Source organism: Streptomyces sp. NPDC047130 (genome assembly GCF_040643475.1).
GTDB lineage: Bacteria > Actinomycetota > Actinomycetes > Streptomycetales > Streptomycetaceae > Streptomyces.
In genome coordinates this window covers 28,486-41,375 of the sequence record NZ_JBEYUK010000011.1, presented here as the reverse complement: position 1 = coordinate 41,375, position 12,890 = coordinate 28,486, and the positions used below count along the sequence as shown (strand labels likewise).

The 12,890-nt window shown below is 75.4% G+C and carries 11 protein-coding genes; 8 read left to right on the top strand and 3 right to left on the bottom strand.

Features of this window, described 5'->3' with window-relative positions; translation table 11 throughout:
- Window positions 1-4: 4 nt before the first annotated feature.
- The gene (gene folP / locus ABZ836_RS15710; protein ID WP_356137523.1) at window positions 5-865 is read right to left on the bottom strand and encodes a dihydropteroate synthase; all 861 of its coding nucleotides are present in this window, start codon (window positions 863-865) and stop codon (window positions 5-7) included.
- A gap of 277 nt (window positions 866-1,142) precedes the next feature.
- On the opposite strand from folP, the gene ABZ836_RS15705 reads away from it, so the two are divergent.
- On the top strand, window positions 1,143-2,630 hold the full coding sequence (locus ABZ836_RS15705; protein ID WP_361142454.1) for a hypothetical protein: 1,488 nt from the start codon (window positions 1,143-1,145) through the stop codon (window positions 2,628-2,630).
- Window positions 2,631-2,761: 131 nt separating this feature from the next.
- Window positions 2,762-3,913, top strand: coding sequence for an NADH-quinone oxidoreductase subunit D (locus ABZ836_RS15700; protein WP_356137519.1), 1,152 nt, complete (start codon window positions 2,762-2,764; stop codon window positions 3,911-3,913).
- 36 nt (window positions 3,914-3,949) lie between these two features.
- Here the strand turns inward: ABZ836_RS15700 and ABZ836_RS15695 are convergent, their stop codons facing one another.
- Window positions 3,950-5,053 (bottom strand): SAM-dependent methyltransferase, encoded by a 1,104-nt coding sequence (locus tag ABZ836_RS15695; protein WP_361142451.1) that lies wholly within the window; start codon window positions 5,051-5,053, stop codon window positions 3,950-3,952.
- A gap of 134 nt (window positions 5,054-5,187) precedes the next feature.
- On the opposite strand from ABZ836_RS15695, the gene ABZ836_RS15690 reads away from it, so the two are divergent.
- The 3 genes from ABZ836_RS15690 (at window position 5,188) to ABZ836_RS15680 (ending at window position 7,983) form a co-directional block, all read left to right on the top strand.
- Window positions 5,188-6,387: a sensor histidine kinase gene (locus ABZ836_RS15690; protein ID WP_361142448.1), complete on the top strand. Its 1,200-nt coding sequence runs from the start codon at window positions 5,188-5,190 to the stop codon at window positions 6,385-6,387.
- A gap of 177 nt (window positions 6,388-6,564) precedes the next feature.
- Complete coding sequence (locus ABZ836_RS15685) at window positions 6,565-7,245, top strand: response regulator transcription factor (RefSeq protein WP_356137513.1); 681 nt, start codon at window positions 6,565-6,567, stop codon at window positions 7,243-7,245.
- Window positions 7,246-7,350: 105 nt separating this feature from the next.
- Window positions 7,351-7,983: an AAA family ATPase gene (locus ABZ836_RS15680; RefSeq protein WP_361142445.1), complete on the top strand. Its 633-nt coding sequence runs from the start codon at window positions 7,351-7,353 to the stop codon at window positions 7,981-7,983.
- Between the two features lie 140 nt (window positions 7,984-8,123).
- On the opposite strand, the gene ABZ836_RS15675 is transcribed toward ABZ836_RS15680, so the two are convergent.
- Entirely contained in the window at window positions 8,124-9,281 is a 1,158-nt protein-coding gene (locus ABZ836_RS15675) for a beta-eliminating lyase-related protein (RefSeq protein ID WP_361142442.1), read from the bottom strand.
- 209 nt (window positions 9,282-9,490) lie between these two features.
- Between ABZ836_RS15675 and ABZ836_RS15670 the strand changes: the two genes are divergently transcribed.
- The 3 genes from ABZ836_RS15670 to ABZ836_RS15660 all read left to right on the top strand — a co-directional run.
- Complete coding sequence (locus ABZ836_RS15670) at window positions 9,491-10,483, top strand: DUF2520 domain-containing protein (protein ID WP_361142439.1); 993 nt, start codon at window positions 9,491-9,493, stop codon at window positions 10,481-10,483.
- Window positions 10,480-11,529 (top strand): pantoate--beta-alanine ligase, encoded by a 1,050-nt coding sequence (panC, locus tag ABZ836_RS15665; RefSeq protein WP_361142436.1) that lies wholly within the window; start codon window positions 10,480-10,482, stop codon window positions 11,527-11,529. Before ABZ836_RS15670 ends, panC begins: the two co-directional genes overlap by 4 nt.
- Window positions 11,526-12,890 (top strand): L-aspartate oxidase (locus ABZ836_RS15660; RefSeq protein ID WP_361142433.1); only part of this gene is annotated, 1,365 nt, incomplete at its 3' end. The genes panC and ABZ836_RS15660, both read left to right, overlap by 4 nt.

Genomic DNA, 12,890 nt, shown 5'->3' with positions numbered 1-12,890 from the left:
GCGATCACCCGGCCTTCTCGACGGCGGCGGCGACGCGCACCGCGTCGGCCGAGGCCCGGACCTCGTGGACGCGCACGGCCCAGGCCCCCCGCTGGGCGGCGAGCATCGAGACGGCGGCGGTCGCGGCGTCGCGCTCCCGGGCGGGCGGCGGGGTTCCGTCGGCGCCCGCCAGCACATGCCCGAGGAACCGCTTGCGGGACGCGGCGACCAGGACGGGCCGTCCCGGTCCGAAGAGCCGGTCCAGGTGGGCGAGCAGGGCGAGGTCGTCCTCGGCGCCCTTGGAGAAGCCGAGTCCGGGGTCGACCACGATCCGCTCGGGGGCGATGCCGCCCGCCACGGCGGCGTCCACCCGGGCGTCGATCTCGTCGGCCACCTCGCGGACCACGTCGGTGTAGCGGCCGGGGATGTTCGCGCCCTCCAGCAGGCCGCGCCAGTGCATCACCACGAAGGGCGCGCCCGCGGCGGCGACCGTGGGGATCATCGCCGGGTCGGCGAGGCCGGCGCTGACGTCGTTGACCAGGAGCGCGCCCGCGGCCAGCGCCTGCTCCGCGACCGAGGCGCGCATCGTGTCGACCGAGACGACGACCCCTTCGGAGGCCAGGCCCTGGACGACCGGGACCACCCGGCGCAGTTCCTCGTCCTCGTCGACCCGGGTGGCTCCGGGGCGGGTGGACTCGCCGCCGACGTCGACCAGGTCGGCGCCCTGCGAGGCCAGGTCCAGGCCGCGCTTGATCGCCGCGGTGGTGTCGAACCACCGGCCGCCGTCGGAGAAGGAGTCCGGGGTCACGTTGACCACGCCCATGACCGCGCAGCGGTCCCACGCCGGAAGGCCCGCCACGTGGCCGCGTACGCACTTCTCGCTCATGCGACCCAGCCTAGGCGTCCGGGCAGGACCCCGCCGACCCCGGGCAAGCGCCCCCGGGAGGCGCAAATGGGGACGGGCGGCGGGCTCTCCACCGAATTGATCAAGAAACGGGAATGTCCGGACGGAAAGCGGGTGCCGATTTTGCCTTCCCGAGCTTCTTCGACCGCCTACGCGCGGTAAGTTTCTGGCCATGCCACGAGGACGTCATCGCCATTCCCCGCCTCTGCACAGGCTCCTGCCTCCGTCGGCGTTCGCTGCCGTTTCCGTGGTCTGCGCCGTGGTCCCGTGGTTCGCCGCCGAACCGCTGCTGCTGCGGCTGACGACCGCGGTCGCCGCGGGGGTCGGCGTGGCCGCGGCGGTGACCCTCCGCCGCTGGGACTCGGCCGCCGGTCTGAACGTCGCCGAGCTGAAGCGTGCGAAGGCCAGTGCCGAGTGGCAGCACGAGGAGCGCGTGGCCGAGCTGGAGGCGGACCTGGAGGAGGGCCGCGAGCTCCGGATCAAGCTGGAGCAGCGGCTGCGGTCCAAGCGGGCCGAACTCGCGGCACTGCGCAACGAGCACGCGGCGCTGCTGCGGCGGTACGCCACGGCGGAGACGGAGCGGGCCAGCGCGCTCGAGGGACGGCGTCAGCTGGAGATCGGGGCGGCTGCCCCGGTCCGGGAGCTGCCCCCGGTGCGGGAGGCCCCGGCGCTCGGCCCCGCGCCGGTACCCGAGCCGGTACGGCCCTTCTCGTCGGAGGGCGGGACGCTGTTCCGCCAGGCGCAGCAGGCGCTGGAGGCGGTGGAACGCCGCGCGGCCGAGGAGGCCGCCCTGGCCGAGGACGCGGCCGTGCCTGAGGACGCGGCGCCGGCCGAGGACGTCGTGCCTGAGGACGCGGTTCTGCCCGAGGACGCCGTTCTGGAGGAGGCCGAGCGGGCCGAGGACCTGGAGTTCGTCGGGGGCGATGGCGCGGCGGGTGCGGCCGGTACGGCGGACGCGGCCGTTGGCGAGGGCGCGGAGGCCGCGGTCGCGGAGGGCGCCGTCTTCGGCCCGGGTGCCGTGGAGCTCGGCCCGGACGGGGCGGAGGGGTGCGACGGCGCCCGTGCGGCTGCCGACGGTGAGCCGTCGGGGTTCGCGGGGGCCGCGGGTCCCGGTGCCGGGGTCGTCGCGGGCGGTACGGACGGTGGCGGGGAGGGCGAGCAGGCCCTCGGGGCGAGGGTGGCCGCGGCCGAGACGCCCTCCGCCGACCCGTACGCCGGTGCGGATGCCGCCGCCGCGAACGCCCCTGAGGGCGGAAACCCCGGAAACCCCACGGACGCCGAGGGCGGTACGGGCGTCGGGGACCACGCCGGGCAGGCGCCGGGCGAGCCGGGTGGTGCCGATGCCGCCGGCGCGGCACCGGCCGGGTCGGCCCCTCCCGCGGGTGGGCACTTCACCGTGCCCACCGCCGTCGCCGTCGTCCCCGCGGCCCCCGCCCCGCGCCGTCCGGCGACCGAGGGGGGCTTCGACTTCTTCGGCACCCAGCGGACGGACCATGCGGAGGACCACCGCCCGCAGGGCCTCACCCCCGCCACCACCCCTGCCCCTGCCCATGTCCCTGCTCCCGCCCCGTCGCCGGCGCCCCTTCCCCGGTCCTCGGTCCCGCAGCCTCCGCTCGCGCGGCCGTACACGGAGCAGTCGGCGCCGCCCGCCCCCGCGCAGCCGTTGATCGCGTCCTCGCACCGGGCCGACGTCGGCCGGGTGATCGACGTCGACGCGCAGGACGACGACCTGCACGCGGCCTCCTGACCCGCCGGGCGCGGGGTGGTGGAGGGGACCGCACGGCGGCCGCACGCCTCGGGCCGCCCGCTGCCGGTCCCGGCCGCTCCGTTGCCGCCCTGCCCCGTCCCCGTGCCCTCGCGGTAGGCCAGACTGAAGCCATGACGTCCACGACGCAGACCACGGTCGGCATCGGCGCCGCCGCCGAGACCACCGACATGGTGCTCAACATCGGCCCCCAGCACCCCTCCACGCACGGGGTGCTGCGCCTGCGCCTGGTGCTGGACGGGGAGCGGATCACCGCCGCCGAACCGGTGATCGGGTACATGCACCGCGGCGCGGAGAAGCTCTTCGAGGCCCGTGACTACCGGCAGATCATCATGCTGGCGAACCGTCACGACTGGCTCTCGGCGTTCTCCAACGAACTGGGCGTGGTGATCGCGGTCGAGCGGATGCTCGGCATGGAGGTCCCGGACCGGGCGGTGTGGATCCGCACCCTGCTCGCCGAGCTCAACCGGGTGCTGAACCACCTGATGTTCCTGGGCTCCTATCCGCTGGAACTCGGCGGCATCACCCCGATGTTCTACGCCTTCCGCGAGCGCGAGGACCTCCAGCGCGTCATGGAGGAGGTCTCCGGCGGACGCATCCACTACATGTTCAACCGGGTCGGCGGCCTCAAGGAGGACCTGCCGCTCGGCTGGACGGACCGGGTCCGCTCCGTGATCGCGGCCGTGCGGTCCCGGATGGACGTCTTCGACGACCTGGTGCTCGGCAACGAGATCTTCCGCGGCCGGACCCGCGGGGTGGGGGTGCTGAGCGCGGAGGCGGTGCACGCCTACGGGGTGAGCGGGCCGATCGCCCGTGCCTCCGGGGTCGACTTCGACCTGCGCCGCGACGAGCCGTACCTGGCGTACGGCGAGCTCGGCGACGTGCTGCAGGTGGTCACCCGTCAGGAGGGCGACTGCCTGGCCCGGTTCGAGTGCCTGCTGGAGCAGACCCACAACTCGCTCGCCCTGGCCGACGCCTGCCTGGACCGGCTGGCCGAGCTGCCGCCGGGGCCGGTCAACCAGCGGCTGCCGAAGGTGCTGAAGGCGCCGGAGGGCCACACCTACGCGTGGACCGAGAACCCGCTCGGCCTCAACGGCTACTACCTGGTCTCGCGCGGGGAGAAGACGCCGTACCGGCTGAAGCTGCGGTCGGCGTCGTACAACAACATCCAGGCGCTCGCCGAGCTGCTGCCGGGCACGCTGGTGGCCGACATGGTGGCGATCCTCGGCTCGCTCTTCTTCGTGGTCGGGGACATCGACAAGTAGCGGCACCGGCCCATGCGCCGGGCTGCCGCGCCCGCGTCAGCCGGCCGGCGGGTCCAGAAGACCGGCCAGAGGGTCCGGGAGGCCCGCGCGGGGGTCCGGGAGACCGGCGCGGGGGTCAGGGCGGCCGGCCCGAAGGTCAGGGCGGCCGGCCCGAAGGCCAGGGAGACCGACCGGCTGGAGCAGCCAGGTGAAGTCCCCCAGCCCGCCCGGGGCGGTGAGTTCCGCCGCCTCGGACGCCGAGGCCAGGGCGCGGACGTAGCCGGCCGGGTCGGTGGACGCCGTCGCCAGCGGCGGCCGGGCCCCGGTGACGCCCAGGGCCCGCAGCGCCTCCCGCTGGGGGAGCAGGCGACCGCCGGGCAGCAGGCAGGCGTCCAGGGCCACGTGGGCGGTCAGGTCGCGGCTGCCGTCCGGGACGGGCGCGACCTCACGGCCCTCCAGGAATCCCGTGAGCGTCCCGAACGGGGGGCGGGCGCCGGCGGTGTGGGCGTAGTCCACGGCCACCGCGAGCCCCCGGTCCAGGGAGGCGACCGCGCCGGCCCAGGCCCGGTCCCGGGGCAGGCCGATCTCGGCCCGCAGCCCTTCCTCGGGCGGCAGGGGCCACCAGCGCTCCAGCCAGGCGGCCTCCTCGCCGGCGACCGGCTCCCCGAGGACCTCGGTGCCGTCCGGGCGCACCAGGACCCGGCACGGGACGCCGTTGCCGTCGTTCGCCGCGACGTCCACCGGCACGTTGTCCAGCCACTCGTTGGCGAACAGCAGCCCGCGCACGCCCCGCGGTGGGGCGTCCAGCCACTCGATCCCCTCCCGGAGACCCGCGGGGCGGTCAGCCACCTCCACCGCGTACACCCGGGTGCGGGCGGCCACGTCGGGCGGCAGCGCGGCCAGCACCCCGGAGGCCAGCTCGCCCCGGCCGGCGGCCATGTCCACGAAGGCCAGGCCCTCAGGGCGGCCCAGTGCCTCGTCCACCCGGCACAGCAGCCGGGCGACCGCGGCGGCGAAGAGCGGGGAGGCGTGCACCGAGGTGCGGAAGTGGCCCGCGGGGCCCTCGGGCCGCCGGTAGAAGCCGCCGGGACCGTACAGCGCCTCCTGGGCGGTCTCCCGCCATCCGCGCGCCTCGTCCGCCCGCCGTTCCGCCTCGTCCACGCCGCAAGGCTAGGGGACCCGGCCGTCCCGGGGCTCCGCGGCCGGCCGGGTCCCCCTGCGGGCGTACGTCCGGCCCGCGGGGATCGGCCGCCCGGCTGACTTCCGGAGGCGCCGGACATCCCTACCCTGTATGGGTGCAGCGCCTCTACGCATTCTTCCGCTCCCACCAGCCCTGGGTGGACGGCTTCTGGGCGGTCCTGCTCGTCCTGGTGTCGTTGACCATGGCGGCCGCCGGCCCGGCGGGCGCTCCCTGGGACCGGTCGGCGACGGTGCCGCTGACCCTGGCCATGGGTGTGGCGATGGCCCTGCGCCGCCGGATGCCGGAGCGGATGCTGATGCTCGCCACCGCGGCCGGGGTCGTCCAGTTGCTGGTCGGCGTGCCCGTGTTCCCGGCCGACTTCGCGCTGCTGCTGGTGATCTACTCCGTCGCCGTGTCCGGGACCGTCCGGGCCTCCAGGGCGGCCCTGGCCGTGGCCCTCCTGGCGGCGCCGATGGTGCAGCTGCGCTGGCCGGAGGAGCGGTCCACCCTGCTGGGCAACCTGGTGATCATGGTCTTCCAGACCGTGCCCCTGGCCTTCGCCTGGCTGCTCGGCGACGCCCGGCGCACCCGCAGCGCCTACTTCGCGCAGCTGGAGGAGAGGGCCGCCCGGCTGGAACGCGAGCGGGAGAGCCAGGCCAAGATCGCCGTCGCCGCCGAGCGCGCCCGGATAGCCCGCGAGCTGCACGACGTGGTGGCGCACAACGTGTCGGTGATGGTGGTCCAGGCCGACGGCGCCGCCTATGTGATGGACACCGCTCCCGACCAGGCCAGGAAGGCCCTGGAGACCATCTCGGTCACCGGCCGGCAGGCGCTGGCGGAGATGCGGCGGCTGCTGGGCGTGCTGCGCACCGGCGAGCAGCCGGAGAGCGGCGAGTACGTGCCGCAGCCTGACGTGGCGCAGATAGAGGAGCTGGTCGAGCAGTGCCGGGGCGCGGGCCTGACCGTCGACTTCAAGGTCGAGGGCAGCCCCCGCCCGCTGCCGAGCGGCGTGGAGCTCACCGCCTACCGGATCGTGCAGGAGGCGCTGACCAACGTCCGCAAGCACGCGGGCCCGGACGCGGGCGCCGGGGTGCGGTTGGTCTACTTCGACGACGGGCTCGGCCTGCTGGTCGAGGACGACGGCCGGGGGGCGCCGCCCGAACTGTGCGCCGCGGGTGGCGCGGACGGCCACGGTCAGGGGCTGATCGGCATGCGGGAGCGCGTCGGCATGGTCGGCGGAACCCTCGACGCCGGCCCGCTGCCCGGCGGCGGCTTCCGCATCAGCGCGCTGCTGCCCCTCAGACCCGCTCTCTGACCTCCGCCCGCCGCCGGCCGACCCGCCGCCCGACAGCACAGCGCCCGACGACCCACCGCCCGACGACCGGTCACCCGACGCTCCGCCGCCCGACGACCGGCCACCTGGCGATCCGCCTCCCGACGGCACAGCGCGCCCGCACCCGCCCCCGCTCCCCCTACCGAACCCGAGGAACCGATGACGATTCGCGTGATGCTCGTCGACGACCAGGCACTGCTGCGCACCGGTTTCCGGATGGTGCTGGACGCCCAGCCCGACATGGAGGTCGTCGCCGAGGCCGGTGACGGCGAGGAGGCGCTCCGCGTTCTGGCCGCGGCACGGCCGGACGTGGTGCTGATGGATGTGCGGATGCCGCGCATGGACGGCGTGGAGGCCACCCGGCGGGTCTGCGCGGAGGCCGACGCGCCCAAGGTCCTGATCCTGACGACCTTCGACCTCGACGAGTACGCGTTCTCCGCACTGCGCGCCGGCGCCAGCGGCTTCATGCTGAAGGACGTCCCGCCCGGCGACCTGCTGGCCGCCATCCGGGCCGTGCACAGCGGTGACGCGGTGGTCGCCCCGTCCACCACCCGGCGGCTGCTGGACCGGTTCGCGCCCATGCTGCCGGGCGCCCCGGACGAACGGTCGCGGGCCCGCGACGAGGAGCTGGCCCGGCTCACCGCACGGGAGCGGGAGGTGATGGTGCTGGTCGCCCAGGGGCTGTCCAACGGTGAGATCGCCGCCCGGCTGGTGCTGTCCGAGGCCACCGTGAAGACGCACGTGGGGCGCATCCTCACCAAGCTCGGGCTGCGCGACCGCGTCCAGGTGGTGGTCCTCGCCTACGAGACGGGCCTGGTCCGGGCCGGCGGACTCGGCTGACGCGGGACCGCGGACCACCCCGCCGTGGGGCTCCCTTCCGGACCCGGGCGCCCCGGATTGCCCCGACCGGGCCCGCGAGGGCCGTGCGGCCACTAGATTCTGCCCATGCTCCTGTGGATCAACGGCCCCTTCGGGGGCGGCAAGACACAGACCGCGCACGAGATACACCGACGGCTGCCCGGGAGCGTGATCTGCGACCCGGAGCACCTCGGCTTCGGCCTGCGCCGGATGATGCCGCCCGCCCTGCGCGGCGACTTCCAGGACCTGGCCTCGTGGCGGCAGGGCGTGGTGGAGGTGCTCGACCTCGCGCTGACCCGCCACGAGGGCGTGGTGATCGCCCCCATGACGGTGACGGATCCCGAGTACTTCGCCCAGACCGTCGGACGGCTCGGCGAACTGGGAAACGACGTACGGCACTTCACCCTCCTCGCACAACGGGAGACCGTGCTGCGGCGACTGCGCGAACGCGGCCTCGGACGACTGCTGGGGCACTTCGCGGGACGGCGGAAGCCGCGCCGCTCCGAGAGCTGGGCCGTCGAGCGGCTCGACGCGACGCTGGAACGGCTCAAGGAGCCCGAGTTCGCCGAGCACCTGTGGACGGACGACTTCACCGTCCCGAAGACCGCCGACCGGATCGCCGTACTGGCCGGTCTCACGCTCCGCCCCAACCGGGGCGGAGCGCTCGTCGACCGCTACCGCCAGGCCCGGGTGAGCCTGCGGCACATCCGGTTCGACTGACCGGTCGCCTCACCGGCCCGGCCTCGCCCGGCCTCCAGGTCCGGCGGCTCGCGGCCAGGCGGCCTCGCGGCCAGGCGGCCTCGCGGCCAGGCGGCCTCGCGGCCAGGCGGCCTCGCGGCCCTGGCCGGCGGGTCTCCTGGTCAGGCGCCCCGCGTGCGCAGCCGCTCCGCGAAGTCCCGGGCCGCTTCCCGTACCTCCTCGGCGGTCCACTCCAGCCCCGCGGAGTCGACCGTCGTCTCGTGGTAGCTGATGTCGGGCCCCTGGGCCGTCCAGTCGGCCACGAACAGCAGCCCGCCCGTCTCCCGGGCCTGGGCGAGCGCCGTCTCCTCCAGCGCTTCGGGGGAGTACGGCAGCCACACCCGGAACTGGTGGGTGTGCGGCGGCTCGGGACTCACCCGCGCCCACGGCAGCCCGCCCTCGGCCAGCCCTTCGGCCAGGGCCGCGGCCACCACCTTGGCGTGCGCCACGTACTCCGGCAGGCGCGGCAGCTCCCGCTCCAGCCCGAGCAGCGCCGACAGCGCCGCCGGGAACTGCTGGAAGACCTGCCCGCCGTACCGGTGCCGCCAGACCCGGGCCTCCTCGACCAGCGAGGCCGGACCGGCCAGCACGGCGCCCGAAAGGCCGTTGAGCGACTTGTAGAACGAGACGTACACCGAGTCCGCCAGCCCCGCGATCTCGTCCAGCGGCCGGCCGAAGTGCACCGTCGATTCCCACAGCCGGGCGCCGTCGATGTGCACGACCGCGTCCAGTTCGCGGGCCGCGCGGACGGTGGCCGTCAGTTCCTCCCAGGTGGGCAGCACGAAACCGGCGTCCCGCAGCGGCAGCTCCAGCATCAGCGCGCCGAACGGCTCACCGAGCTCGTGTATCTCCTCCGGCGTCGGCAGCCGGGGCTCGTCCGTCAGCCGCAGCGTCCGCAGGCCGCTGACCTCGGCGAACGCGTTCCGCTCGTGCAGCTCGGGGTGGGCCAGCGGATGCAGGGCCACCGCGCGGTTCCCCGTCCGCCCGGCCCAGCAGCGCAACGCGACCTGCTGCGCCATGGTCCCCGAGGGGAAGAAGGCCGCCGCGTCCTTGCCCAGCAGACCGGCCACCCGGTGCTCGAGGGCTTCCACCACGCCGCTGCCGTAGATGTCCGAGGGCTCGTCCAGGTCGTGGACCGAGCCCGCCTCCTTCGCCAGGTCCTCCAGCCGCTCGCGCAGCGTCGACCGGAAGCCGGGCCGGGTCAGCGTCCGCACCGGTGACCGGAGCAGCTCCAGCCTCCGGGCATGGCGCGTCGGATGGTCGTTCGCACTGTCGTTCATGGGAGGGATCATGCCTCCGATCAACCCTCCGTGCGGGAGCCTGTGGACAACCTCCGCGCGTCCGGCTGCCGAGCCCACCGCAGGGGTCACCGCCGGGCGGAAGCCGGACGCAGCCTGTGGACAACCGGTCGCGGCCGAAGGGATCGCGTTAACATGACGAGAAATCGTCCGGTACCCGTAGCGGACTGGAACGGGAAGGCCCTCGTCGCGTGACCCAGCATTCGCAGCACCCTCAGTACTCCTCTCCTCCCGACCCCAGGGACCGCCCCGCGCGGCTCGCCGTCGGCGTCGTGGGCGCCGGGCGTGTGGGCCCTGCGCTGGCGGCCTCGCTGCAGCTCGCCGGGCACCGCCCGGTGGCCGTCTCCGGCGTCTCCGACGCCTCCCGGCGCCGCGCCGCCGAGCTGCTGCCCGGCGTCCCGCTGGTCACGCCCGCCGAGGTGCTGGCCCGCTCCGAGCTGGTCCTGCTCACCGTCCCCGACGACGTCCTGCCCGGCCTCGTCCAGGGGCTCGCCGAGACCGGCGCCATCCGGCCCGGGCGGCTCGTGGCGCACACCTCGGGCCGTTACGGCGTCGGGGTCCTGGAACCCGCGCTGCGGTCCGGCGCCCTGCCGCTCGCCCTGCACCCGGCGATGACCTTCACCGGCACCGCGGTGGACGTGCAGCGCCTGGCCGGCTGCTCCTTCGGCGTCACCGCGCCCGAGGAGCTGCGGCTGGCCGCCGAGGCGCTGGTGGTGGAGATGGGAGGCGAGCCCGAGTGGATCGAGGAGCGCCACCGCCCGCTCTACCACGCGGCCCTGGCCCTGGGCTCCAACCACCTGGTCACCCTGGTCGCCCAGGCGATGGAACTCCTGGGCGCGGCCGGGGTGGGCGCCCCGGACCGGATGCTCGGCCCCCTGCTCGGCGCCGCCCTGGACAACGCGCTGCGCTCCGGCGACGCGGCCCTCACCGGCCCCGTCTCCCGCGGCGACGCGGGCACGGTCGCCGCGCACATCGAGGAGCTCCGCCGGCACGCCCCGCAGATACTGCCCGGCTACCTGGCGATGGCCCGGGCCACCGCCGACCGCGCCCTGGCCGGGGGACTGCTCAAGCCCGAACTCGCCGAGGACCTCCTCGGGGTACTCGGCCAGGACGGCACGGACCGCACCGACGGCCCGCGGGGAACCGACGGGACCACCGGCGACGACGGGGAGGACACCCGATGAACCAGGCTGGCAAGCCCGAGCTGCTGCACACCGCCGCCGAGCTGGCGGCCCGCCCCCGCACCGGCCGCCGTGCCGTGGTGATGACCATGGGCGCCCTCCACGAGGGCCACGCCACCCTGATCCGGACGGCCCGGCGCGCGGCCGGACCGCAGGGCGAGGTGGTGGTCACCGTCTTCGTCAACCCCCTGCAGTTCGGGGCGGGCGAGGACCTGGACCGCTACCCGCGCACCCTCGACTCCGACCTGCGGATCGCGGCGGCCTCCGGTGCCGACGTGGTCTTCGCCCCGTCGGCCGACGAGGTCTACCCCGGCGGCGAACCGCAGGTCAGGATCACCGCCGGGCCCATGGGCGCCCGCCTGGAGGGCGCCTCCCGCCCCGGTCACTTCGACGGCATGCTCACCGTCGTCGGCAAGCTGCTCCACCTCACCCGCCCCGACGTCGCGTTCTTCGGGCAGAAGGACGCCCAGCAGCTCGCCCTGATCCGCCGGATGGTGCGCGACCTGAACTTCGGCGTGGAGATCGTCGCCGTCCCCACCGTCCGGGAGGACGACGGGCTGGCCCTCTCCAGCCGCAACCGCTACCTCTCCGCCGACGAGAGGCGCACCGCGCTGGCCCTCTCCGGCGCCCTCTTCGCCGGCCGGGACCGTCTCGCCGCCCTGGAGGCCCTGCGGGCCCGCGCCCAGGAGGTTCCCTCCAGCGAGGCGCGCGCCGCCGCGCTGGAACGGCTCGGCGAGTCCCGTGAGGCCGCCGACGCGCACGCGCTGGCCGCCGCCGGCGCCGCCCGGGCGTCCGGTCCCGCCGCCGTACGGGAGGCCGCCCGTCTGGTGCTCGACGAGGCCGCCAAGGCGGAGCCCCCGCTGGTCCTGGACTACCTGGCGCTGGTCGACCCGGCGGACTTCACCGAGGTGCCCGACGCGTACACCGGCGAGGCCGTCCTGGCCGTGGCCGCCCGGGTCGGCTCCACCCGGCTGATCGACAACCTGCCGCTCGCCTTCGCCGCCGGCGAGGCCCCCGAGCCCGGCCCGGAAGACGGAGACGACCTGTGACCCGCACCGGCATACGCCTGCCCGCCCCCGCCCCGGGCTGGTCCATCGACGCCGACGTGGTCGTCGTCGGCTCCGGTGTGGCCGGACTGACCGCCGCCCTGCGCTGCGAGGCGGCCGGGCTGCGCACCGTCGTCGTCACCAAGGCGCGCTTGGACGCCGGGTCCACCCGCTGGGCCCAGGGCGGCATAGCCGCGGCCCTCGGCGAGGGCGACACCCCCGAACAGCACCTCGACGACACCCTCGTCGCGGGCGCGGGCCTCTGCGACGAGGAGGCCGTGCGCCTGCTGGTCACCGAGGGCCCCGCGGCGGTGCGCCGGCTGATCTCCACCGGAGCCCGCTTCGACACCGACAAGGCGGGTGAGATCGAGCTGACCCGCGAGGGCGGCCACCACCGCCGCCGGATCGCCCACGCGGGCGGCGACGCCACCGGGGCCGAGATATCCCGCGCGCTGGTCGAGGCGGTGCAGGCGCGCGGCCTGCGCACCATCGAGCACGCCCTGGTCCTCGACCTGCTCACCGACGCCCAGGGCCGCACCGCCGGGGTCACCCTGCACGTGATGGGCGAGGGGGCGCACGACGGTGTCGGCGCCGTCCACGCCCCGGCCGTGGTCCTCGCCACCGGCGGCATGGGCCAGGTGTTCTCCGCGACCACCAACCCGTCGGTCTCCACCGGCGACGGCGTGGCGCTCGCCCTGCGGGCCGGGGCCGAGGTCAGCGACCTGGAGTTCGTGCAGTTCCACCCGACGGTCCTCTTCCTCGGCCCGGACGCCGAGGGCCAGCAGCCGCTGGTCTCCGAGGCGGTCCGCGGGGAGGGCGCCCACCTGGTCGACGCGGACGGCGTGCGCTTCATGGTCGGGCAGCACGAACTCGCGGAGCTCGCGCCGCGGGACATCGTCGCCAAGGGCATCATGCGCCGGATGCGCGAGAAGGGCGCCCAGCACATGTACCTGGACGCCCGCCACTTCGGCGCGGAGATGTGGGAGCACCGGTTCCCCACCATCCTCGCCGCCTGCCGGGCGCACGGCATCGACCCGGTCACCGAGCCGATTCCGGTCGCCCCGGCCGCCCACTACGCCTCCGGGGGAGTACGCACCGACGCGTCCGGCCGCACCACCGTCCCCGGCCTGTACGCCTGCGGCGAGGTCGCCTGCACCGGCGTCCACGGCGCCAACCGGCTCGCGTCCAACTCGCTGCTGGAAGGGCTGGTCTACGCCGAACGCATCGCCGCCGACATCGCCGGCACCGCGAACACCGCCAACATCACCGGCACCGCGAACACCGCCAACATCACCGGCACCGCGAACACCGCCAACATCACCGGCACCGCGAACACCGCCAACATCACCGGCACCGCGAACACC

Coding starts and splice junctions, on each gene's coding strand:
- folP (WP_356137523.1), bottom strand. CDS start 865: ATGAGCGAGAAGTGCGTACGCGGCCACGTGGCGGGCCTTCCGGCGTGG.
- ABZ836_RS15700 (WP_356137519.1), top strand. CDS start 2,762: ATGACGTCCACGACGCAGACCACGGTCGGCATCGGCGCCGCCGCCGAG.
- ABZ836_RS15685 (WP_356137513.1), top strand. CDS start 6,565: ATGACGATTCGCGTGATGCTCGTCGACGACCAGGCACTGCTGCGCACC.
- ABZ836_RS15680 (WP_361142445.1), top strand. CDS start 7,351: ATGCTCCTGTGGATCAACGGCCCCTTCGGGGGCGGCAAGACACAGACC.
- ABZ836_RS15675 (WP_361142442.1), bottom strand. CDS start 9,281: ATGAACGACAGTGCGAACGACCATCCGACGCGCCATGCCCGGAGGCTG.
- panC (WP_361142436.1), top strand. CDS start 10,480: ATGAACCAGGCTGGCAAGCCCGAGCTGCTGCACACCGCCGCCGAGCTG.